At 42.4% G+C, this 23880-nt stretch carries 24 protein-coding genes; 10 read left to right on the forward strand and 14 right to left on the reverse strand.

Annotated elements, in window-relative coordinates; all coding sequences use genetic code 11:
- Nucleotides 1-16: 16 nt before the first annotated feature.
- Together FHS10_RS03715 and FHS10_RS03720 are read left to right on the forward strand one after the other, a co-directional pair.
- Entirely contained in the window at nt 17-1552 is a 1536-nt protein-coding gene (locus FHS10_RS03715; protein WP_259087724.1) for a tyrosinase family protein, read from the forward strand.
- 10 nt (nt 1553-1562) lie between these two features.
- Complete coding sequence (locus FHS10_RS03720) at nt 1563-2315, forward strand: copper chaperone (RefSeq protein WP_259087725.1); 753 nt, start codon at nt 1563-1565, stop codon at nt 2313-2315.
- Nucleotides 2316-2470: 155 nt separating this feature from the next.
- Here FHS10_RS03720 and FHS10_RS03725 read toward each other — a convergent pair whose 3' ends face one another.
- The 3 genes from FHS10_RS03725 to FHS10_RS03735 form a co-directional block, all read right to left on the reverse strand.
- Entirely contained in the window at nt 2471-3121 is a 651-nt protein-coding gene (locus FHS10_RS03725; RefSeq protein WP_259087727.1) for a hypothetical protein, read from the reverse strand.
- Between the two features lie 579 nt (nt 3122-3700).
- Entirely contained in the window at nt 3701-4621 is a 921-nt protein-coding gene (locus tag FHS10_RS03730) for a slipin family protein (protein WP_259087729.1), read from the reverse strand.
- A 1-nt stretch (nt 4622) separates the two neighbouring features.
- The gene (locus FHS10_RS03735) at nt 4623-4988 is read right to left on the reverse strand and encodes a GntR family transcriptional regulator (protein ID WP_259087737.1); all 366 of its coding nucleotides are present in this window, start codon (nt 4986-4988) and stop codon (nt 4623-4625) included.
- Nucleotides 4989-5786: 798 nt separating this feature from the next.
- On the opposite strand from FHS10_RS03735, the gene FHS10_RS03740 reads away from it, so the two are divergent.
- The 3 genes from FHS10_RS03740 (at nt 5787) to FHS10_RS03750 (ending at nt 8323) form a co-directional block, all read left to right on the forward strand.
- Nucleotides 5787-6422, forward strand: coding sequence for a hypothetical protein (locus tag FHS10_RS03740; protein WP_259087739.1), 636 nt, complete (start codon nt 5787-5789; stop codon nt 6420-6422).
- Nucleotides 6423-6444: 22 nt separating this feature from the next.
- Nucleotides 6445-7515: an XRE family transcriptional regulator gene (locus FHS10_RS03745; protein WP_259087741.1), complete on the forward strand. Its 1071-nt coding sequence runs from the start codon at nt 6445-6447 to the stop codon at nt 7513-7515.
- A 67-nt stretch (nt 7516-7582) separates the two neighbouring features.
- Nucleotides 7583-8323 (forward strand): Shedu anti-phage system protein SduA domain-containing protein, encoded by a 741-nt coding sequence (locus FHS10_RS03750; RefSeq protein ID WP_259087743.1) that lies wholly within the window; start codon nt 7583-7585, stop codon nt 8321-8323.
- A gap of 1043 nt (nt 8324-9366) precedes the next feature.
- Here FHS10_RS03750 and FHS10_RS03755 read toward each other — a convergent pair.
- Entirely contained in the window at nt 9367-9744 is a 378-nt protein-coding gene (locus tag FHS10_RS03755; protein WP_259087745.1) for a winged helix-turn-helix transcriptional regulator, read from the reverse strand.
- Between the two features lie 66 nt (nt 9745-9810).
- Here FHS10_RS03755 and FHS10_RS03760 point away from each other — a divergent pair, with 66 nt between their 5' ends.
- Entirely contained in the window at nt 9811-10407 is a 597-nt protein-coding gene (locus tag FHS10_RS03760; protein ID WP_259087747.1) for a short chain dehydrogenase, read from the forward strand.
- A gap of 3 nt (nt 10408-10410) precedes the next feature.
- A complete protein-coding gene (locus FHS10_RS03765) occupies nt 10411-10734 on the forward strand; it encodes a nuclear transport factor 2-like protein (RefSeq protein WP_259087749.1) in 324 nt (107 codons plus the stop codon).
- Between the two features lie 321 nt (nt 10735-11055).
- On the opposite strand, the gene FHS10_RS03770 is transcribed toward FHS10_RS03765, so the two are convergent.
- From FHS10_RS03770 to FHS10_RS03790, 5 genes are all read right to left on the reverse strand, one after another.
- Nucleotides 11056-11625, reverse strand: a complete 570-nt coding sequence (locus FHS10_RS03770) for a Crp/Fnr family transcriptional regulator (RefSeq protein ID WP_259087750.1) — start codon at nt 11623-11625, stop codon at nt 11056-11058.
- A 32-nt stretch (nt 11626-11657) separates the two neighbouring features.
- The gene (locus FHS10_RS03775; protein ID WP_259087752.1) at nt 11658-13103 is read right to left on the reverse strand and encodes an MFS transporter; all 1446 of its coding nucleotides are present in this window, start codon (nt 13101-13103) and stop codon (nt 11658-11660) included.
- 240 nt (nt 13104-13343) lie between these two features.
- Nucleotides 13344-13658 (reverse strand): hypothetical protein, encoded by a 315-nt coding sequence (locus FHS10_RS03780; protein WP_259087754.1) that lies wholly within the window; start codon nt 13656-13658, stop codon nt 13344-13346.
- 57 nt (nt 13659-13715) lie between these two features.
- The gene (locus tag FHS10_RS03785) at nt 13716-14138 is read right to left on the reverse strand and encodes a luciferase domain-containing protein (protein ID WP_259087756.1); all 423 of its coding nucleotides are present in this window, start codon (nt 14136-14138) and stop codon (nt 13716-13718) included.
- A gap of 1 nt (nt 14139) precedes the next feature.
- Nucleotides 14140-15045: an SRPBCC family protein gene (locus FHS10_RS03790; RefSeq protein WP_259087758.1), complete on the reverse strand. Its 906-nt coding sequence runs from the start codon at nt 15043-15045 to the stop codon at nt 14140-14142.
- 369 nt (nt 15046-15414) lie between these two features.
- Here FHS10_RS03790 and pruA point away from each other — a divergent pair, with 369 nt between their 5' ends.
- The gene (gene pruA / locus FHS10_RS03795) at nt 15415-17052 is read left to right on the forward strand and encodes an L-glutamate gamma-semialdehyde dehydrogenase (RefSeq protein ID WP_259087759.1); all 1638 of its coding nucleotides are present in this window, start codon (nt 15415-15417) and stop codon (nt 17050-17052) included.
- 165 nt (nt 17053-17217) lie between these two features.
- Here the strand turns inward: pruA and can are convergent, their stop codons facing one another.
- The 5 genes from can to FHS10_RS03820 all read right to left on the reverse strand — a co-directional run bounded on the left by can (nt 17218) and on the right by FHS10_RS03820 (nt 21597).
- Nucleotides 17218-17880 (reverse strand): carbonate dehydratase, encoded by a 663-nt coding sequence (can, locus tag FHS10_RS03800; RefSeq protein ID WP_259087764.1) that lies wholly within the window; start codon nt 17878-17880, stop codon nt 17218-17220.
- Between the two features lie 34 nt (nt 17881-17914).
- The gene (locus FHS10_RS03805; RefSeq protein ID WP_259087765.1) at nt 17915-18661 is read right to left on the reverse strand and encodes a YoaK family protein; all 747 of its coding nucleotides are present in this window, start codon (nt 18659-18661) and stop codon (nt 17915-17917) included.
- 251 nt (nt 18662-18912) lie between these two features.
- Entirely contained in the window at nt 18913-19635 is a 723-nt protein-coding gene (locus tag FHS10_RS03810) for a carbonic anhydrase (protein WP_259087767.1), read from the reverse strand.
- A 10-nt stretch (nt 19636-19645) separates the two neighbouring features.
- Nucleotides 19646-21250, reverse strand: coding sequence for a SulP family inorganic anion transporter (locus FHS10_RS03815; RefSeq protein WP_259087769.1), 1605 nt, complete (start codon nt 21248-21250; stop codon nt 19646-19648).
- 77 nt (nt 21251-21327) lie between these two features.
- Entirely contained in the window at nt 21328-21597 is a 270-nt protein-coding gene (locus tag FHS10_RS03820; RefSeq protein WP_259087770.1) for a hypothetical protein, read from the reverse strand.
- A 170-nt stretch (nt 21598-21767) separates the two neighbouring features.
- Here FHS10_RS03820 and FHS10_RS03825 point away from each other — a divergent pair, with 170 nt between their 5' ends.
- Both FHS10_RS03825 and FHS10_RS03830 read left to right on the forward strand, forming a co-directional pair.
- The gene (locus FHS10_RS03825; RefSeq protein WP_259087771.1) at nt 21768-23309 is read left to right on the forward strand and encodes an acyl-CoA carboxylase subunit beta; all 1542 of its coding nucleotides are present in this window, start codon (nt 21768-21770) and stop codon (nt 23307-23309) included.
- A gap of 74 nt (nt 23310-23383) precedes the next feature.
- Nucleotides 23384-23866, forward strand: a complete 483-nt coding sequence (locus FHS10_RS03830) for a 4-fold beta flower protein (RefSeq protein WP_259087772.1) — start codon at nt 23384-23386, stop codon at nt 23864-23866.
- Nucleotides 23867-23880 lie beyond the last annotated feature (14 nt).

Here is a 23880-nt window from a genome sequence, read left to right on the forward strand (position 1 = left end):
AAAAGCATTGCAGGTTATGCAGTCGCGCCCGATAAGTGATCCTTCCAGCTGGTGGTTCTACGCTGCAATACACGGCGAATATCTTTTACCTAAATCAGTAATTCCTCCCCCGCAGCCGCATCAGCCGGATTATTGCTATCTGAACTGGGTAAACATAAAATATATATTCCCAGCTGCTCAACTAAGCAAAACTCCACTAAAAAAAGTGACCAATCTTTTTTGGGATCAGTGTCAGCACGCAACCTGGTATTTTACGCCCTGGCACAGGGGCTATCTGGTAGCCATTGAAAACATTCTTCGTGCTATAATTTTAAAATTGGGAGGACCTGCGGACTGGGCTTTGCCTTACTGGAATTACTTAAACCAATCAACTTCATCTGCTCAGGCTAATATTCCGCCTGCATTCACATTACAGCATTTGCCTGATGGCTCGGCAAATCCGTTATTTGTATCAGAACGGTACGGACTTAAAATAGACGTAGGTAATGGAGAATATTCAGTACATGACCTATGTCAATGGGATACGATTTACAATGAAGGTTCAACTCAAGGTTCTGTAGGTGCCGGCGATTTAACCGGCTACTTTTATGGCGGAGGAAAAACGGGGTTCGTTCATTCAGGTGGTTCGGAAACAGGCGACCTTGAAGATAACCCTCACAATGCTGTTCATGGGATGGTAGGAGGTGAAAACGCCAATAACCAAAGCGGAATAATGGGCGTGCCAAATACCGCGGCTCTCGATCCTGTTTTTTATTTGCACCATGCTAATATTGATCGCATGTGGGCAGCATGGAATGAAACCGGAAAGAACAAGAATCCTGCTGATGCCAGTTGGCTGGCCGGCCCTTCTGCACATGGCAACCCACGGTTTGTTATGCCCCTGGATTCAAAGGGAACGCCCTGGTATTATACACCAGGAGATGTTTTGACCACAACTAATTTGAAGTATAATAAGACAGCATATTCTTATACCTATGACGATCTTTCATTAACTTCCTATGATACAACACCGCCAACCCAATTTCGTACAAATTTGTTGGAAAGGTTTGCTAAATTAAACATAACAGGCGAGGGAAAGGACATACAAATGACCAAGAAAAAAAAACAGGAATTAGTTGGAGCAAGCACAGGCTCCATTACTTTAAAAAGCCGCGAAACAGAAACCAGCCTTCAATTGAATGCAACTGCGTGGAAATCAGTTTCGAAGGGCCTTGTAGAAGCCTCCTTTTCAAGCATACCTGACGAAGTTTTTCTTCAGTTAGAAGGAGTAAAAGGGGGCGGCGATACAAATTTCCTTTCTGTTTATGTAAACCAGGAGTTTGTAAAGTCGGTTTCACTCTTTGGGCTTCTTAGCGCATCATTGAAAGGCGGGGCTCATGGCGATGCGGGGCTTACCTTCAAATTCAATATCACAAACATTATTGACAATTTGCATCTTAACGGTAATATTGATGTTGATTCACTAAATATTCAGATAAAAACCAAAAGTGAATTACCGGATGGCGGCGGAATTACAATAGGGCGCATAGGGGTTTATCGTGTAAGCCAATAATTAAAAATTGATGAAACTGTCAAGCGATAAACGGTCGGCCATAAGTCTTGTCATCATCAGCATTAACATTGCTGCCTGGGTGTTGCTTTTAACAAACCCCGGGCATATTTTAACCATGGCGCACTGTTCAGATATGGGGACTTCACCACCATCGTTGCAAATGCTGCTGATAATTACCCCCATTTCTTTGCTCCTGACCGGCTGGGCCCTCATGGTGATAGCCATGATGCTGCCAAAGCTGATCCTGCCGGTCTGGTACATTTACGGATGCAGCTTGAAACATCATCGTTTCCCGTCCGCATTGCTTTTTGTTACCGGCTATATAGCGGTTTGGATGGTGGCAGGCCTTTTTTTGCTATCCGCCACCCTCGCCGTCAACCTGCTCATCGCCCAATCCTATCTTCCAGCCCTAATCGCAGGCATCGTTGCTCTACTATGGGAATTTTCACCGGTAAAGCAGCGGTGCCTTAACCGGGGGCATAAACACCCCGCACTCGCGGCATTCGGCTGGCCGGCCAGCCGCGACGCCTTACTATTCGGCATCAATCACGGCCTTTGGTGCATTGGCTCGGGCTGGGCATTAATGTTGTTGCCCATGCTGTTACCCAAAGGTCATGATCTTGCAATGATTATAGTAACTTTTATCATGCTCAGCGAACACCTGGAACATCCGCAAGTACCCCGCTGGCACCTGCGTTGGAGAAGCAAATTAATACGCATATTATTTGCCCAAACACAAATCGGGCTAAAAAGAGCGCTATAATGAATGTGGTTGACACCTTGTTAGTGTTGTTTACCAGCAAACCAAAGGTTTTACAAATAAGGATGCTATACGAGGATACTAAAGTCCTTTACAAGCCAAAGTTTGTTAACGCAAATCAGCCATTTGCCTCGCCATCAAGCCTTTCCCTTTTACCACTAATAATCCCTGTTAATTTTTTTTGCGGCAAAAATACTATCAGCCTTTTGTTTTGAAATTAACCGGCTGCTATCGCCAGGGTTGTAGTAATAAAAAATGGAATCGCCCCCTTTTCCATGAGTGTACCGGGTACTGATGAGCATACTACTTTTATCACTATTATTATACCCAAGCTTGTAATCATCATCCTCGTATAATACCCTGCAGGCCGAATCTATAGAGATACGTTTAATTTGATGCCCAATGGTGGTATCCTTAGCACGCCAGGTAACTGAATAATCTGTTCTGTATTCAATCTCCCAATTTGCGGGAATTTGTGGTGTACCCAGTTTTTGCCTTACCTTGTTGTATATCAGGCCAAATTGATCCTGGCAAACGTACCTGTTGTATTTGCTTATTTCACGATACCCGTAGACTATCGGCCAAAAAAGCAAAATGCATGCACTTGCAGTTTTGGATAGTTTAGTTCTGTCGTTATCATAATAAAGGTTAATAATTAATACTACGTACATAATTGCCATACCGGCCAGTTTGCCCCTTAACCAATAAACAGATTGTATTTTAAGCGTACTATCAACATAAAAAACCCAGGCAAGATATAAAAGGGAAACCACAATGATGATGGCGGTGATTATTGTGCTTTTTTTCATTGCATGCAAGATAAGCCTGTAAGTAGCTTGCTAATTGGTGGATATTTAGGGTTGAGTATATAGCCGTTTACTTTCGATAAATTTATAGTAATTACGGGTGCATAGCAAATGTTTAAATTAGCCAGGACCGCAGGCATAACCCTTTTAATTCAAAAGGAAAAATTCAAAATTCAAAAAACTTGCGATGCTGGTTGGTTGTAAAATCAAAAAATAGCCGTCCGATTCGGAGGCATTCTGGGGGCGGGTAATAATTTCTGTCAATCCATAAAGTTAATGTGATGATCTTAAAATCGGTTTTATCCAAATCCTTGCCGCATAGCGGCTACCTATTTGTAGCCCAACGATACACCAATATTTATTTTGCCGCATAGCGGCTACCCCTCTTCGCTTTTACAACGTTGCAAATTGTGGGTAGCACCTACGGCGCAAAAAATGGTGGGTTTATTTTTTCTACAAATGGGTAGCCGCTATGTGGCAAGGGAAGGAATATTTCACACTTTGTGAATATTCCAATCTTTGTCCCAAGGTTTGCAAATCAAACTCACATACCGCGGTTTGCAACCTACGCAAACCAGGGATCTAATTTTCCTTTCCGCCTTCAGTTTTCTGTGCGTTCTGTTGTTCATTTGATTTTGCCAGCGAAATTAAGCCCCCCATAGCGCCCAGGTTCATAGAATCCAGTGCCGAGCTTGGCACAATAACCATCGATCCTTTTTCTTTCAGTCCTTCAAACAACATATTCATCCCCCTAAGGTGCAGGGCTACGGGGTTGTTAACATATTGTTCGCTTGCTTTGGCAAATTTTTCGGCAATTTCTGTTTCGGCTGTCCCCAGGATCACCCTTGCTCTGCGTTCTCTTTCGGCCTGGGCCTCCTTGCTCATGGCGTCGGCCAGTAATTGCGGAATAACAATGTCTTTAATCCCTACATTCTGGCAGGTTATTCCCCATGGGTTGGTATGCTCGTCCAGCATTCTTTGCAGTAAATCGGTCACTTTATCCCGTTCCTGTAGTAACTCGGCCAGCTCATGTTTACCAATTACATCCCTTAATCCCGTTTGCGAAATATAGGCAATGGCTACCTCATAATCCTGTACCTCAAGGGCCGCTTTTTCAACGTCCCATACGGTCCAATATACTACGGCATCAACATTTACGGGCACGGTATCTTTGGTGAGCGTTTGCTCGGCCTTAAATTCGGTAACCCTAACCCGCTGATCAATATAATTGTCCACCTTATCAATTATAGGAATGGTGAAAAAAATACCAGGACCGCGCAGGCCCGTATACTTGCCCATGCGTAAAACAATAGCCCTTTCCCACTGATCGGCAATATGGATGGCGTTGGCCAGCAGCAAAGAAACAATCAACAATACCACCAGCACAAAAGCATTAATACATTCCGTATAATAAAGCGCGACGGAGCCGCCTATTAACAAAACAGAAATGAGGCCCGAAATGGGATTAACGCCCAGCTTGGTAATTTTTTTAGTACTTATCATATCATTGTTTTTTAAGTTGATTAATTATATCGTCTGTTGAAAAACCATAGCTAAAGGCGATGGAAGAAAATTCGTTACAGATGTCTTTTAATTTGGCGCTTCTTTCGTGCTCAGATATTTGAATTTTTATTTCGCTTATAAAAGTTCCCGTCCCCTGCTGCGTTTCTAAAACCCGCAAAATCTCCAATTCTTTATAGGCCTTGGCAACAGTGTTCAGGTTTACCTTTAAATCCACCGCCAAAGAGCGCACAGTAGGTAACTGTTCGCCCGTTTTCAAATTCCCGGCGGCAATGCCGAAGGTGATCTGGTCTATAATCTGCCGGTAAAAGGGCGTGCCCGTTTTAGGATCTAACCGAAATTTAATCATGCTAAAATACTATTGTACTATACATATAGTACAAACATACAACAAGTTTATAATTTTCAAAATTTATTTTTTAGGGGAAGGACGGGGCAGGAGTATTTGGTAATAATTATAGTTTAGTTGCGCCATTATTGACGCTGCCTACCAACAAGCCGCCTTTAAGTACCAACCAACCTTTTTGAATTTTAACTTTTGAATTTTGAATTTAAATAAGGGCAATACCTGCGGCCCGGGCTATCCGCTTATACGGCTACAGGCATTAAGCGCGAGGCCGGTATCCGCTGCTATCCCTATTGCGGGTGGGTGGTAAATTTAATAATATGGGATACCGTATACTTTGTATGTGGGGCACACGCCGCAGGCGTGCGCCAGCGATGGTTTCCGTAAGGCCAACTGGAAGTGATGCAGTGATACACCGACCACAGGTTAAATGGTATAACCCGTTGATAGAATCGGGGTTGGGCTATTCGCTTATACTACACGGGGCATTAGGCGCGGGCTGGTATTCGCTGCCCTTACACGGAAACTACAAAAGTATTACATCCCGCCTTCCAAATATACCCTTGCTATATAAAATTACATTTGGACATAAAGAAATTATCATGCTGTATAAAATAAAAACAAATTGAAAATTGTAATTAAGCGCCCCTCTGGCAAAATAATCATATTGAAATACAATTTTATGTTATTTTTTATTTACAATAAATATATAAAAATTATTTATTAGTTTTGAATTATTAAAGCCAAGCTTTTAGTAGAGCCCGGCCTAAGTTCAATTTAAAATTATATTTTATTAAGATTATGGCCGAGAACGTACTTAGAGACCAAGAGTTTTCCAACGAAAGTCGCGTTAATTTACGCGCAATTGAAGAAGCTGAATTTGAAAAAGAATTCAGACCGCTTTTAAACGATTTTGTATCTATCATCGACAACAGTAAGGAGATAATGCTATCGGACTTAAACGGTAGGCATCCTAACCAAATTACACATTTATCAAAGCCTATTAGGGTCAACGAAAATATTAGAGGCGCATTATTTCAATCATATCCGGATAAAATGCATGTAGTTAACATTAATACCTTTGCTTACATTAATGAAGGATACGCATTTGTTTTCAAAAAACTTACAAAAAAAGGTAAACCATCAGGTATACTCACTAAAACTTTACGAAAACAATTGGCCCAGGGTGTATTTGATTTTCCAAACTATAACGTAAAAAGAAAAATTTACGTTGGATACGTGGTGGAGAATAATTGGGAGGATGTTTCTGATATTTATGCTGTAACGATTAAAGATTTTGCCATCGATTGGAAGATAGATTTGCGCGAAAATTACGAGGGTGGAAAAACCAAAATTGTAAACTTATTTACTCCAGACCCTGTTATATCTGATTCAGACTTAGTAGTAAAGATCAAAAATCCCAAAACTAGCAGCTAACAAATTAATTATTAAATTTTGAATGCCAAGAGAACTTAATTTTAAAATGCTAATAATCGCCAGGGAATCACGAGGATATACCCAAGGAGAATTAGTTGACAAAATACCTAATTTATCCCAAGGCAATTATTCAAGAATGGAAAAGGGAATGATGCAGCCTACAGATGAGACTATCAGAAACTTAGCGGCAGTTTTAGATTTTCCGGAATCTTTCTTTTACAAATCGGGAACCTCAGCAAATAATGTTGAGTACTTTTATAGAAAGCGTGTTTCTACGCCTAAAAAAGAATTGACCAAGTTAGAAGCAAATTTTGACTTAATTCGGTTATGGTTTGAAGATTTGTTAAACGAAGTTGAAATTGGTGAGTTTAAATTTCCGGAGTTGAAAGTTGAAGGGATGAATACCGCCGAATTAATTGCAAGAAAATCCAAAGCTGTTGCTGATATTCCACCAGGACCAATTATCAATATGGTCGGAACAATGGAGAAGAATGGGATTATTATTCATTTTCTACAAAATGCCCCGGAAAAATTTGACGGCACAACGTTAATTTGTAAATCAGGCCAAAAGATAATAGTTGTCAATTCAGATATTCCGAACGATAGGAAACGATTCACCATTGCACACGAATTGGGGCATTGCATTATGCATATTCCATTTTCTTCAGATCTTGACCCATATTCTGACATAGAAAAGGAGGCTAATTTATTCGCTGCGGAATTCTTAATGCCTGCCTTGGAAATTAAACGAGATTTAGTTGCACTTAAATTCAGGGATTTAGCTGATTTAAAAAATTATTGGCGTGTTTCTAAAGTGGCTTTGATAAAAAGGGCTCATACGCTCGGATTGATCAACCAATCCAGATATACGACATTTATGATCGAAATTAGTCGTGCAGGTGAAAGGCGTATAGAAAGCAATGATGTAGAACTTGATGATCCACGAATTTTGAAATTGATATTAAAAGCATTGACAGAACAGTTAGACTATACTATGGAGTCAATTTCCGAGATGTTGGGAATGTCAATAAACGATTACAATTTCTTTTTTCAAGGTAACAAAACAAAAACTAAATTGAGAATTGCACTTTAAATTTATTTAAAAATCGAAATTTTTTGGAACTGTCGTATACAAAGAATTAGTTTTTAAAAACTCAATTATGATTTCGAACGAAATTGAACAGATATTAGATGAAATTTTTAATCCTGAGATACTTGATACTGCTTATTCTAAGCAATTCGATTATGTTAGCCCGAATCTGCAAGAACTTCAAGAAGTTGCAGGCTTGATAGCAAACGATGGCTTGGAGGAGGATTTTCAAAAATTTTTTAACAAACATCCTAATTTCTTATTTAGAGCAATTCCCTCATCCGGAGGTAGAAATATAGGCTATTTAGTCAAGCCCCCCATTTGTACATTTTTTACTGCAGATTATGCGATATTAACAATAGGTCAAGGTGGGTGTGGAATCACCTTAATCGAATTAGAAAGACCTTCTGATAAACTTTTTACTTCAAAATTAACTCCGGCAAAAAAACTTCAAGGTGCAATTGGACAAATAGATGATTGGAATGAGTGGTTACAACATAATCAAAAAACGTTTATTAACACAAGCCTTGAATTGGTGAGACGCGCAAAAAAACACCCAGAGATTGATGAAAGCGGTAGCTTTAAAATGGATTCAAACTCTAAAATCGATAAGGGTTGGAATGCTTTTGGAGGATTTGAAAACTGCTACATCTCCAACCTAATTATAATTGGTAGGTGGGCTAATCTTTCTGAAAAAGAAAGGAAAAGACTATTGTATTATAATAGCAAAGCGAAATCAAACAACTACCAAATAAGGACTTATGATCAATTAATTAGACAAGGTTGGGACGGTCCCGGAATGTTTTGGTAAATTATTTATTAGTGCCGATTGGCTCTCAATTTTAGCCCGTTGTTGGTGTTGTCACCAACAACCTCCTCGAATACTTAACATATCAGTTTTCCTTATTGCCGCTGATCATAAATTGGCCATATTCTTACCCCCTTTTAGCGCAAGCGTTGTGCGGCTGCCTTAGCGGTGGCTCACTTGTGATTTTTTGACAGGTATGAGGTTAAAGCACAGGTCAGTCATCGCTCGCCTCCCCAAATACAAGACCTGCGCTAAAGATGTTTTTGTTACCCCAATCCCCCGCAATAGTGATAGCAGCGGATATCGGCCTGCGCTTAAGGCCTGTGTAGTAGCGAATAGCACGGGCCGCAGGCATTGCCCTTTTTAATTCAAAAGGAAAAACCGCATAGCTATCTTGAACACCATAAAGAATTAATCAATTGTGAAAAACAGCGTAGCTATCTTGAACGCCATAAAAAATCAAACACTCCGTGAAAAATTCAAAATTCAAAACTTACTATGCACATTGGTTGCAAACTAAAAAAATGGTCGCTCGGTTCGGAGGCATTCGGGCAGCGGGTAATAACTTCTGTCAATCTATAAGGAAATGCGATGATCTTAAAACCGGTTTAGCAAAATCCTTGCCGCATAGCGGCTACCTATTTGTAGCCTAACGATCCCGCCAACTTTCTTTTGCCGCATAGCGGCTACCTCTCTTCGCTTTTACAGATTTGCAAATTGTGGGTAGCACCTACGGCGCAAAAGGTGCTGGGTTTGTTTTTTTCTACAAATGGGTAGCCGCTATGCGGCAAAAGAAGGAATCGAACATCCCTCATCTTTTTTAAAATCCCCTCGCTGATCGAAGTCGGAGACTTCGATTTATGTATGCAAGTAGTCTCTGACTACCCTGTTCCTATTTTCAATTAAAACGATACAAATTTAACAGCGATCCTATAGTCAGAGACTATAAGCATAATATTGCGAAGTCGGAGACTTCGCACAGCGGTGGAATTAAAAAACCTCTAAACATCCATAATGCCAACACCCTGCAATGCGCAAATCCCCCGCTACGCGTTGATGATGTTCTTCCGGCCCCAGTCGGCAAATAGCTGCATTACGTCGTTAAGCGAGCGGCCTTTTTCGGTTAGGGCATATTCTACCCTTGGTGGTACTTCAGCGTAAACTTTTCGGGTGATAATACCGTCGGCCTCCAATTCTTTTAAATGCCTGGATAATACTTTGAGGGCGATACCGGGTATGGTTTTATGCAATTCGCCAAAGCGCCTGGAGCCATCTATCAATATCCAGATGATAACGGGTTTCCATTTACCGCCAACAATGCCAATAGCGGCCGTGATGGGGCAATCGCAAATAACCGCGATATTTTTTTCAATTATTTTCTCTTCCAACATATTGACGTTCAGCATTAGTGACAAATCTGTCATTACTTGACATTTGTGCCATTACTTGACAAAAGTAAAGTAATGGCTTAACATTGTCAAAAAAAAGCGATGAAAATAATCATTATCGGTGCCACAGGCACCATTGGAAAACACGTAACCAGGGCCTTAAAACAAGACCATGAGGTGATAACAGCCGGCTCAAAAAGCGGCGACCTGCAGGTAAACATTGCCTCGGCAGTATCTATTGAAAACTGCTACGCCCAGGCCGGCAAATTTGATGCCCTGGTTTGTGTAAGCGGCGATGGCCATTTTGGCCCCTTAGCCACTATGAAAGACGAGCAATTCAGGATTGGGGTAAACAGCAAACTGATGGGGCAGGTTAACCTGGTGCTCATTGGTCAGCATTATATTAACCCTAAAGGTTCGTTTACCTTAACGTCTGGCTCCTTAGCCGAAGACCCTATTGTTTTGGGGGCCAACCTAAGCTCCATGAACGGCGCGATAAATGGTTTTGTGCGCGGCGCGGCTTTAGAATTAGATAACGGCGCGCGCATCAACGCGGTGGCACCCGGCGTAGTGGAAGAATCGCCCGCTTATTTTCCGTTTTTCCCGGGGCATACGCCGGTTACCATGACCAGCGTTACCCAGGCCTATATCAAAAGTGTGCTTGGCGGACAAACAGGGCAGGTTTATAAAGTGTGGTAAACGATGGAAATTACAGCGATAGAAAATGAAGTAGTACGGGCCGCGTTTACCGCCTGGAACAGCCGCGACAGAAAAGGATTTATTAACCTGGTATCGGCAGAAACCACTTTTAGCCATAACGGCGAAAAGGGTGACATCATGAACTTTTCGGATCATTTTTTCTTTGGAACGGCTAAGTCTGTTTTTACCGAAATTCACAAGATTGAAAATGAAGGAAAAAGCATTTATGCCACCCTTGAATCTGATGAGGCCGGTAAGATTGGGGTATTGATGCGTTTTGAGATCAGGGATGGCAAGATCAGTGATTTGGATGCCGGGAGGCCGTAAAAGGGTGTTATGACGGGTAGTAAAATTTGCTGAGGATGAGAGAGGAAATCATATAGATAAAATAAAAGGAGGATCATGCTGAGCCTGTCGAAGCACGCGGGCAAGGGGGGCCTCCACGCGTGCGCTTCGACAGGCTCAGAGTGATCGGCCCGTCTGGCAAGTCCCCTTTTGGTGCAAGTGCGGCAGCCTTAGCGCCGGCCCACTTATCATTTTGTGACAAGTATGAGGTAAAGCCTGGGTTAGCCATCGCCCCATCATTTGTTTGCCTTTTTAGTTCACCCTCTGGTCAATTGCTTTACTTTTCATTCTTGGCAGAGCATTCTATAGTTTTGATTTCAACCTGCTTAATCCTTCTTGTGTAATATTCAAATAATTAGCTACCAACCTGTTGGGTAAACGTTTTATTATTTCGGGATTCTCTTTAAGCAATAACAAATAGCGTTCTGTGGCATCGTTGGTGATAAAACTCATTAACCTATTGGTGTTTATTACGTAGGCGTATTCCAGCTGATGGCGATAAAATTTCTCCCATACAGGCAAGGTTTCTACCAGGTGGTAAAAATCCTTTCTATCCATATATAACAATTCAGAGTCCATTACGGCTTCAATATATTCCTTTGAACCATTTTCGGTAATAAAAGACACCATCGATGATGATGAATCATTTTCAAATATGATCCTTCGGGTAACTTCTGTGCCAACGTCCTTTATAAAATAGATGCGCAGGCAACCTTTAACAACAAAATACATCCTATTTGACAAACCGCCTTCATGCAATAAAATTTCTTTCTTTTTAACGGTACGGGGTTTAAAATACGAAAGAATTAACTGCAAATCTTCATCGCTCATTTTAACTTTTCTTTGGATGTATTTAGCTAATGTTTCTTTCATAAATATTCTATCGAATTTATTACTTATTAAAATTATGCATTTGGCTTAATAAACTTAGGGTAGATTAACAATGCTGCAAACGCTGCTATAAATGTATCTATCAAAAATACCTTATCAAAGCCATAGGTTATTGCCCGCGGCGAACCGCTGATTTTTGAAATACCCGACACTCCCGACAAAACAGCGAAGATAACGCCCATAACTGTTGTTCCGGTTATTTGCCCTAAGATCCGCGACAGCGACAAAACGCCGCTTAATAGCCCGCGTTGGTCTGCTTGCGCTACTTCCATTACAAGGGTGTTGTTAGGGGTTTTAAAAAAATTCAGCCCCAGCGCAATAATTCCAATCCGCCAAAGATAACCCCCAATATTTTCGGCCGGGGTAATTGTACTCATGCAAAAGCACCCAATTGCTATGGTAAGTACTGCGTAAAACATCACATTTTTTGCACCGTACCTATCTGCAATTTTGCCGGCATAAATACTAAGTGCAACAGTTAATAAAGGACCGAAGGACATAATTAGCCCAACTTGTACAAGGCTATAATGAGCCGCCTTTGAAAGATAAAACGGCGGTAATATTACGGTTGTAATAATTACAGTATATACAAGCACCGTAGTAACCAGGTTTTTGCTGATAAGCCTGTTTTTAAAAATAGCAACATTTATTAATGGATGCGCTATTCTTTTCTCTAACTGAACAAACGCAAATAAGCCAATAACAGTAACTGCTAATAACATTAAAACAATGGGATTGCCAAAGCCGCTTTTTTCAATCATCGTCATACCAAAGCAGTAAGCCGATAAGGTTACCGCTAATAAAATTATCCCAACCCAATCAACGGGTATACTTTTCTTAATAGTGGAGTTCGTTATATATTTGTAGCCCAAGCCGTACGCCATTATTCCAAAAGGGATGTTTACCAAAAACATAGATTGCCACCCAAAAGTTGAAAGCAATATGCCACCAACGGTTGGCCCGCTTGCAATACCCAGCGCTGTTATTGTTGATAAAACACCCATTATTTTGCCCAGCTGTTTTTTAGGTGTGAGCTCGGTTGCAATGGCCATACTTAGGGCCAATATTAAGGCTGCCCCCAAACCTTGTAACCCACGAAATAAGATAAATAAGGCTGCACTATTGGATACACCGCAAAGCAAGGATGCCGTTGTAAATATTGCAATACCGGTGAGGTATAATTTCTTTTTACCAACAATGTCGCCAAGCCGCCCGGCAATCGTAATTAAGGCGGTAAGCACAAGCAAGTAAGACAGCACAAACCACTGTGCCGAGGCAAAAGTTGTTTTAAAGCTTTTAATCATTGTTGGTAATCCTACGCTCACAATACTTGTGTCGAGGTTCATCATAAACAAGCTTATAGAAATACCAGCAATAGCAATTTTCAGTTTGTAGACATTGTTGGTAGAGTTTTCCGCGACATCCGTTCTGCGTAAACTCGCTAATGTTTCTGTTTTCATGCTACAAAATTGAAAAACAGAAAATGAATAAGCATTGATGTGGGTTAAAAAATGCAAGGGTTATCGTACCTAAAAGCATTGTCGTCCGATTCGGGGCCGCAGGCATTACCATGATGACTTTTATTTGCTAAATCGGTTTTATACCAACCTATAATTTTTAGCAAAGGTTTAGCAATGAGCAAAAACCATAGTTGCCCGAAGTAGGAGACATTCGGACGCTGGGTTATTTTATTTGATCCATCAATTTAAAATTACCGCTACTATAAAACACACGGTAATGATCAATTGCACCTTACAGGTTTTGTTTGCCATACTTACCCGGCTCTTTTTATCTCCGTCATCACTCAACGTCATCCGGTTATTCAGGTAAACAGCTAACACAAGCGATACACCTTCAATCACCGCGATAAGCATTTTTATTCCGGACCCTTCAGCTGATCGTGCCAACCTTTGGGGAATGACGAGATCGTTATAGTAGGCGTTTAACAAAACTAATAACCAACAGATGATAAACTGACAGATGACATTGAAGATGATATATACCAGTCGTTTCATTATTGTTTTGTTTTTGGTTAGCCCGGCGATAAAATACATTTTATTCATCATGTGATATTATTCCCGCTCCCCTATCCTCTCATACCCCAATTGCAACAACTCCAGCGCATATTGTACATCACCTTCGGTACGGATGTAAAAACTGATCCAGCCGGTATTTTTGAAGGAGTGATGATCAAGGATGCGGCCTTGCTGCATCAGATTAGCTTTTATTTTGCGGGTGAGCAGCATATCCAGCAGGCCGTTGCTGTGGATGTGCCCGATCTCGGTTTGGTACCGGTCGAACTGCAGACCGCCGTATTTGTGGTTGTGGGTGGTGGTATTGGGCAGGCTGAGCATGCGGGTTTCAATGAGGTCAATCCAGTCGAGCAGTATGGGTTTGGTAATAAGGGTATGGATCTTTAACCAGGCATCAAATACGATGGCCAGCCCGGGCACAAACTTTAAAAAGCCAAAGTATTTGACGGTGAATGAAAACATGTTATTTGGTTTCGCTGAGCTGTTTGATGTGCTCCATTACCCGAAGGTGTACGTTGCGGGTAATGCTTTGTGCCCATATGTCATAATACCAAACCGGGAACACGTACAGGCGGTACCAGCTGTTGCCAATAAGGGTGGTGGTATTATTGCCGTTATCCTTTAATAAAAACTGCCCGCGCAGAATATCGATATGGCCCATAATTTCCGGATCGAGCGGCTGGTGGGTGATATCGAAAGTGAGGTTCTTGTTCTCATCGTAGGTCACTATCTTTTCGTCGAAGACGTAGCCATTGCTGAAAATACATTTGCGCTTAGCCCCGAGGTAATACCCCTCGGCGGTCGACTCCACCGGGCTGGGCATGCCGGCTTTAAACAGCCAGTATTTGCTTGGCGAGGTATTACGTCTATAGGCCACCACGTGTTTCCACACCTCGGCCGGCGGCGCGTTGATGGTAATGGTGTCGGTTACCTCGTTTTCATAGTGGTGGCCGGATAGGGAATCGGCCACGAAGGCCAGCAGCATCAGCGATACCAGGCTTACGTTAAGTGTATTATTGTTGCGCCTGAAGATATACCTACCCAGTAAACCACCCAGTAGAACAAAGCACAGCAAGAGCGGCGATACGATGAACAAACAAATAATACCCTCGCGCAAAAAAGCCGCGCTAAGTACAATGGCAATAAAGCAGTTAACGCATGATGCCCAGGCCAGCGCGCGGGTGCTGATAACGTACTTGCGCATAAACCAGGTATATACAACGCCCATCAGCATGGGTATGATCACAAACTCGGCGTATATAAATACGTTGGGGTCCGCCATGATGAGTTTACTTAGCCCAATGAGCGCGAACGCTACCAGGTTGGCGGCAACGTAACCTTTAAATTTTGCAAGTTCTGGTTTGTTCATGATAAGGTGTATTTTTTGTGATTTTTTGAATTTACAATTATGTCGCTAATTTAATTATATTTTTAATAATTCCAAACATACTGAATTTTCAATAAATAATGTAAGTTTAGAGAATTACACCACTGAAGAATTTTTCATTGGCTTGTTTTATTAAATATTTTAGTGCGGTTGAGCCTGGTGTGAATTTGGTGATGCGATGGTGTATTATAAGTAGTTGAAAGGGATCCGTAAGGATGAGTTTGGTTGTTGGGAAGGTGTTCAAAAGGGACGGCATTTAAGGGCGATTTTTCATCAACAATTTGACAATCCATCCATCGCCCATCCTATCCAAAATCCGTATCTTTGCGCCAATTTAATTGACGACCCATTATGCTTAAAGGATTTTTTAATGTCCCGGCTCCCGTAAACGAGCCGGTTTTAAACTATGGACCCCGGAGTGTGGAACGAGCCGCGCTTAAAGCCGCTTTAGACGAGGCCCGCGCACAACAGTTAGACATCCCCATGTACATTGGTGGCCAGGAAGTTAGAACCGGCACCAAGCTGGAAATCCGCCCGCCACATGATCATCAACACCTGTTGGCCACCTTCAGCGAAGGTGATGCCAGCCATGTTACCGCCGCCATCAACGCAGCCCTTGCCGCCAAAGCCGACTGGGAAAACCTGCCCTGGGAGCAACGTGCAGCCATTTTCTTGAAAGCCGCCGAACTGATTGCAGGTCCGTACCGCGCCGTTATCAACGCCGCCACCATGCTTGGCCAATCCAAAAACGCTTACCAGGCCGAGATTGATTCCGCCTGTGAACTAATTGACTTTCTACGCTTTAACGTAGAATACATGACCGAAATTTACAAGCAGCAGCCACCCGTATCTGGCAAAGGTGTTTGGAACCGCCTGGAGCAGCGCCCCTTGGAAGGCTTCGTGTTTGCTTTAACGCCTTTCAACTTTACCGCTATTGCCGGTAACCTACCTGCATCTGCAGCTATGATGGGCAACGTTGTGGTTTGGAAACCTGCTTATCCTCAGATATATGCCGCTAACGTGATTATGAAAATTTTCAAGGAAGCCGGTGTACCAAATGGTGTTATCAACCTTATTTATGTTGATGGCCCTGTGGCTGGCGAGGTAATTTTCAACCACCCCGATTTCGCGGGTATCCACTTTACAGGATCAACCAAAGTTTTCCAGAATATTTGGCAAACCATTGGTACTAACATACATAAGTACAAAACCTACCCACGCATTGTAGGCGAAACCGGTGGTAAAGACTTTGTACTTGCCCATCCAAGCGCTGATGCTGACGTAGTTAGCACAGCACTTGTACGCGGCGCTTTCGAATACCAGGGGCAAAAATGTTCTGCAGCTTCAAGGGCCTACATCCCGGCGTCGTTATGGCCGGCTGTAAAAGCCAATATGCAACGCGATATCACCTCGTTCAAAATAGGTCCGGTTGAGGATTTTGAAAACTTTGTGAACGCCGTAATCACCGAAGTATCTTTTGATAAACTGGCTAAATACATCGACGCAGCCAAGACCGACGAAGGTGTTGAGATTGTTGCCGGTGGCAGCTATGACAAAAGTAAAGGCTGGTTTGTAGAGCCAACTGTGCTTAAGGTAGATGACCCTTATTACGTAACCATGTGCGAGGAGCTTTTTGGCCCCGTATTGACCATTTACGTGTACGAGGACGATCAATTTGATGAAGTGCTTAACATTGTAGATAAAACATCTATCTACGCGCTAACAGGCTCTATCATATCACAAGACCGTTACTCCATTGCCAAAGCTACCGAGCGTTTACGCAATGCGGCAGGTAACTTCTATATCAACGATAAGCCGACAGGGGCTGTAGTGGGTCAGCAGCCATTTGGCGGTGCAAGAGGCTCAGGCACAAATGATAAAGCCGGCTCGATGATAAACCTGTTACGCTGGGTATCACCCCGCACCATCAAGGAAACTTTTGATCCGCCAAAGGATTACAGGTACCCGTTTTTGGCTAAAGAGATTTAAAAAAGAATCAAGAGTCAAGAATCAAGAGTTAAGACTTTTGTCCTCCTTGATACGCAAAGGGCCGGAAATTCAAATTTCCGGCCCTTTTTATTGCGGTTCTCTTGGTTCTTGACTCTAACTTTTTTCCCGTCTTGATTCTTGACTCTTGATTCTTGACTCTATAGACTACTCAAATTTAAACACGTCGCCCAGCTTGGTGTTGTTGCTGGTGCTAACTTTCATGTCGTTTATTTTGCCGGTGGCTAAGCTGTATACCCAGCCGTGTACAGATAGTTCCTGGCCATGTTTCCAGGCGCTTTGTACTATAGTGGTTTTGCATAGGTTATAAACATTTTCTACCACGTTTAATTCAACAAGACGGCTCGCGCGTGCGTCGTGGTCTTCAATGGCTTCCAGTTCGGCCGAGTGTAAACGGTAAACGTCTTTAATGTGGCGCAGCCAGTTATCAATTAAGCCAAATTCGCGGTTACTCATAGCAGCAATTACGCCACCGCAACCGTAATGACCGGTTACTATTACGTGCTTTACTTTCAATACGTTTACAGCATAATCCAGTACCGATAGCATGTTCATATCCGAGTGCACAACCATGTTGGCAATGTTACGGTGTACAAATATTTCGCCCGGGGCAGTGTTGGTAATCTGGTTTGCAGGTACGCGACTATCGGCGCAGCCTATCCAAAGCACCGGCGGGGTTTGGCCGTTGGCCAGTTTTTCAAAATATTTCGGGTCTTCTGCTAATGCATCGGCAATAAACTGTTCATTGCCTTCTAAAAGGCTTTCGTAAGTAATGTGACTGGTATCGTGTAATAACTTTTTTGCGCACATAGTTTTTTATGTTTTATCTGTTAGAAAGATGTTTTTATGTCGATCTGCTTTTATCAGTCCTAAATAAACGCGATATTTTATACAGGGCCACGGGCGACAGATCATAGTACAATATCGTAAGCAAAATTAGTGGAATGAAATAGAAAATTGCAAAATCATACAGGTTAAATAAAAACCCGCCGGCTATTGCCCCTATAAAATAGAACGATAGTACGGTAAGCCGAACAAATATCTTATTGCGGATAGTTATTGTGCGCTCAACATTGGGATGCAGCCACTCAGATACATCGCCGCCTAAATCGGTAAACAGGCCGGTTAAATGTGTAGATTTGATCAAACCTCCCGATATGGTTGATACCAGGCTATTTTGCAAACCCATCGAAAATATGATCACCCCAATCACTACTTCCCGTTCAAGATCTGTTTCCCGGTAAAAATTATGCCCGTATATGGCTACGAATAATAGTAATATGATCTCGATGATAATGGGGATAGAATGTGCGCGATAACGGCTTTTATGCTCAAACGAGCGTACAATAAAGTTTGAAATGAATGCTCCAACAAAAAATAGTAGCAGCCAAATCACAAATACAATGATCTCCCTAAAATTTTGTTCCACAATATGTTTGGCCAGATTGGCCACATGCCCCGTGATATTGGAGGTAAAAGCTAAAAAGGCAACCATCCCGGCAACATTGGTTACGCCAGATACAAAAGCTGTTGATGACGCCAGCAATAAATTCTGTTGAAGTGTGCGATCCTCTTTTGATTGCCTTAGCATGGTAAAAGTTGCTGATAAACAACGCTTAAAAATAGAATAAATTTATGGTGTTGTGAAATAGCCTGCCTAATAAAACAGCCTCACCTAAATCCTCTCCAAAGGAGAGGACTTTTGATTTGCATGTTTAAAAATCATTTTCAATCATGATTTTTAAAGCCCTCTCCTTTGGAGAGGGTTGGGTGAGGCTGTGGCAAAAAAATCCCGGCCACTTTCATGAACCGGGATCGAACCAGATTAAACAAACAAGATTTTTAGTGCGAAGCCACGGCCTCAACACTATTAAGTTCATATACATAGCCCAAATTATGCGGGCTGCTGCTGCTTACTTTGATATCCTTCACCAGGCCAGTACCTAAATCAATCACCCAGCCATGTACTTCCAGATCGTGACGTTCCATCCAGGCATTTTGGATGATGGATGTTTTGCACAGATTATAAACCTGCTCACTCACGTTCAATTCAACAAGACGGTTTATTTTTTGGGTTTCGTCTGTAATACGATCAAGCTCATGACTGTGCAGGCGATATACGTCTTTAATATGGCGCAGCCAGTTATCAATCAGCCCGAACTGTTTATTGCTCATAGCCGCAGCTACACCGCCACAACCATAGTGACCGGCAACTATCACGTGTTTTACTTTGAGCACATTCACCGCATAGTCAAGCACGCTCAGCATATTCATATCCGAGTGCACACACACATTGGCAATGTTACGGTGTACAAACACCTCGCCTGCTTTGGTGCCGGTAACCTCATTTGCGGGTACACGGCTGTCTGAGCAACCTATCCACAATACCTGTGGCTGCTGACCTTTAGCCAGGTTTTTGAAAAAGTCGCTGTCTTCACTTAGCTTTTTTTCAACCCATTCTGCATTACCTTTAATCAACGCTTTGTAGCTATCGTTTTGAACCAATTTTATGTTAGTGGTATCAATTACCGGTTTTTCGCTTTTTTTATTTTCTATTAGTGCCATGATTTTTTTCTTAGTTAGGATTATAAATTAATTCTTTTAAAGGGGGTACATCGTACTTATCCTTTATGTTTAATAATTGCACAATGATGCCTTTGGTATAGGCATTATGCTTGTAATTGTGGATGATCTCCAACACATCCGGATCAATGTAACGCGAGTTTGAGCCATCTATCACCACATCAGTACCGCTTGGCAAACTGGTTAATGTAACCTGTATAGCAGCCTTATTTAAAAAGGAAACCTCTTCGGCCAGCTTAATGTTGATCACTTTTTTATCGCCATTTTTCACTATTTGGTAAAAGTATGGGTTGCGTAAATTGGTGCGTAAGATATAGAAGATACCCACCAGCATGCCAATGCCTACTCCAATCAAGAGGTCGGTTAGTACAACTGCAACTATGGTTACCACAAAGGGGATAAACTGGCTTAAGCCCTGGTGCCACATATGTTTAAACAGACCTATACGGGCCAGCTTATAACCGGTCATGAGCAGGATGGCCGCCAAACACGATAGTGGGATAAGATTGATCAACACCGGTATAAATAACAACGATATCAGCAAAAGCAACCCGTGAATCACCGCGCTCGATTTGGTACGGGCGCCTGCATTTACGTTTGCCGATGAGCGAACAATAACAGCCGTCATGGGTAAACCGCCTAAAAATCCGCTGGTAATGTTACCAATTCCCTGGGCTACCAGTTCGCGGTTTGTGGGCGATACGCGTTTGATAGGGTCTATCTTATCAACTGCTTCCAAACTTAGCAAGGTTTCCAAACTGGCTACAATCGCAATGGTAAAGGCAGTGATCCAAACTTGTTTATTGCCTATGGTACTAAAATTGGCCGATTTAAACAGGCCAAAAAATTCGCTGCTGCTATTTACAATTGGGATATGCACAAACTGCTTATCAAGCAAAGCTAAGCCAGTCCCTTTAAATACAGTACTTAAAACCACACCGGCAATCACTACCAGTAAAGGGGCAGGCACCATAGCCATTTTTTTAAATTTTGGCCAGTAGATCATCAGCAATAACGAAACCCCGCTAATGATGATTGCCCCGTAGTTTATCTTATTTAAAGCACCCAAAATACCCGAGAAGCTGTTATGATCATCTGCCTGGCTAAAGCCTTCATCTCCCTCAAAATCGGCATCGTAGCCAACAGCATGCGGAAATTGTTTCATGATCAAAATGATACCTATAGCCGCAAGCATCCCTTCAATAACAGATGACGGAAAATAATTGGCTATAGTGCCCGCCTTTAAGATCCCCAGCAATACCTGGAAAACGCCGGCCAATACCAGCGCCATCAGAAATGTTTCGTACGTGCCGAGGGTGGTTATTGCATTTAATACGATAACGGTTAAACCAGCCGCGGGACCAGCCACACTCAGCTGCGATCCACTTAATGAGCCTACCACTATGCCGCCAATAATACCTGTTAGCACACCTGCAAAAAGGGGCGCGCCGGATGCCAGGGCTATACCAAGACATAAAGGCAATGCCACAAGGAATACCACAAGGCTGGCTGGAAGGTCTCTTTTTAAGTTTTTGGGTAAAAAATATTTTTTTAGGTTAAGATCGCCCACGGCAAATCCACCTTGCTTAATTGACATAAGAAATGTATTTGAATGAAAATTTAAATGAATTGTAAAGCGTTACAGCCCGGATAAGGAGATATCCGGTTAATCATTTAAACGTTGGGCGGCGGTGTAGGGACTACCGGGTGGTAAAGCTGTATGAGTAAGCTATGTTCCTGGTTATGGAGTACTTTACTTTCGGTAATGAAAGTTATAAACTCTATGCTGTGAAAATAATACTCGTCAAAAACCTTTTTTTCCTTAAAAGTATCCTTATCAGGCATATCTTTTTCAGATTTTGTTTCCTGCTCCAATTGCAGAATAACTGCCCTTACGGCCTTGCTATCGAGCACTAAAAACGCGGGCGCAAGTGATATGGCCATCTTTATCATAAAGACCCCCATAAACATTGCTACTATCAGCGTTTTAAAATTCCTCGACTTCATTGATACAAATATAATCAAAAAACCGTCTTTTAAAGCGGTCGCCAGCAGTTTTGCAGCTATCTTACAATTTAATTACTATTTTTAACAAGTTACAAACAACCTGAATTGTGGATAAAAAGCTTGGAGTATTAAGGCAAAAACGCCAAAAGGCATTTGAAGGCGGCGGCACGGTACGTATTGAAAGTCAGCATAAAAAAGGCAAATTAACAGCACGGGAAAGGCTCCATTTTTTATTGGATGATGGCTCGTTCCAGGAAATTGGAATGCTGGTAGCCCACCGGTCAACCGATTTTGGTATGGAGAAAGAAAAATATCCCGGCGATGGTGTTGTAACCGGTTATGGAACAATAAATGGTAGGTTAGTGTATGTCTTTTCGCAGGATTTTACCGTATTCGGTGGATCATTGTCTGAAACCCATGCCGAAAAGATCTGCAAGATCATGGATTTGGCCATCAAAAATGGCGCTCCGGTGGTGGGTTTAAATGATTCTGGTGGTGCACGCATCCAGGAAGGGGTGGTTTCCTTGGGCGGTTATGCCGATATTTTTTACCGCAATACGATGGCATCCGGTGTAGTGCCACAAATTTCGGCCATTATGGGCCCCTGCGCGGGTGGCGCTGTGTATTCGCCTGCCATTACCGATTTTATTTTAATGGTTGAGCATACCTCCTACATGTTTGTAACCGGGCCAAACGTGGTAAAAACGGTTACACATGAAGTGGTAACATCCGAAGAACTGGGCGGGGCAAACACCCATGCCACCAAATCGGGCGTTACGCATTTTGCCTGCGCCAATGAAATAGCCGCGATACAAAACATCAAAGCCCTGTTAAGCTACATGCCGCAAAATTGCGAAGACAGGGCACCGGCACTACCTTATGATGTACAGAACGAACTCCGTTCCGAACTCAATACCATACTTCCGGAGATCTCTTCAACACCTTACGATATCCGCGAGGTTATTGATCATGTAATTGATGTGGGTTCCTTCCTGGAAGTACATAAAGATTTCGCCGAAAACATTGTTGTGGGCTTTGCCAGGCTTGCCGGTCGCAGCATTGGGATAGTGGCTAACCAGCCCGCGTTCCTTGCCGGCGTGTTGGATATCAACAGTTCTACCAAAGCAGCAAGGTTCGTCCGCTTTTGCGATAGCTTTAATATCCCACTGCTGGTTTTTGAAGATGTCCCTGGTTTTTTGCCTGGCACGGATCAGGAATGGAATGCCATTATCACTAACGGTGCAAAACTACTCTATGCGTTTTGTGAGGCTACCGTACCACGCGTTACCGTAATTACCCGTAAAGCCTATGGTGGCGCCTATGATGTAATGAACTCCAAACACATTGGTGCCGATATGAATTATGCATGGCCATCGGCAGAAATTGCGGTGATGGGTGCCAAAGGAGCAGCCGAGATCATTTTTAAACGCGAGATCAGCACGGCCGAAGACAAGGAAGCCAAGTGGAAAGAAAAAGAGCAATTATACTCAGATACCTTTGCCAACCCTTACCGGGCCGCGGAACGAGGCTTTATTGACGAGGTGATTGAACCCGCCGAAACCCGCATCAAACTTATTCATGCCTTTGAAATGCTGGAAAATAAAGTAGTGAATAACCCAAGGAAAAAGCACGGAAATATTCCATTGTAGTTAATACCAATATTTTAGCAATTGCGCATTAAACCATTTTAAAAACAGACGTCTAACCAATAAAACCTAAAACAATGCGCAAACTTTTCCTGATTTTTGTTTTAACAGCCACCTATGGTATAGGTAATGCTAAGCCAATACATCATTCCCCTGTTTTTAACGAGGTAAACGTACCGCTGGCTATAAATGATGACAATGTAAATGCGATTTACAATAACGCCGGGGTTTTAGTAGCATGGATAAACGGGGATATTATTTATGATAGCACCGGCAGAGATGCGATAGCCTTTATTGACAATCAAAAAGTTATCTCCTTTAGCAACGATGGTAAATACTTAGGAAGATTTCACAACGGCTTTTTTCGCGATAAAGTTGGTAATGCCGTTGCATGGATAAAAGGCGCCACCGGCGGACCAATAACCCCTATTCCTTTAGAAAGGATTACACCTGTATTTATGCCGGTTGTGAAGCCTATTACCCCTGTTTTATTGCCGATGGTAGACCCTATAGAGAGTTTAGGATGGTCGGTGGTAAATTGGGGCGAGTTTGTAAAGTAGCTACATCACGATAA

The sequence above is a fragment of the Mucilaginibacter dorajii genome, assembly GCF_024808255.1.
Taxonomy (GTDB): Bacteria; Bacteroidota; Bacteroidia; order Sphingobacteriales; family Sphingobacteriaceae; genus Mucilaginibacter; species Mucilaginibacter dorajii.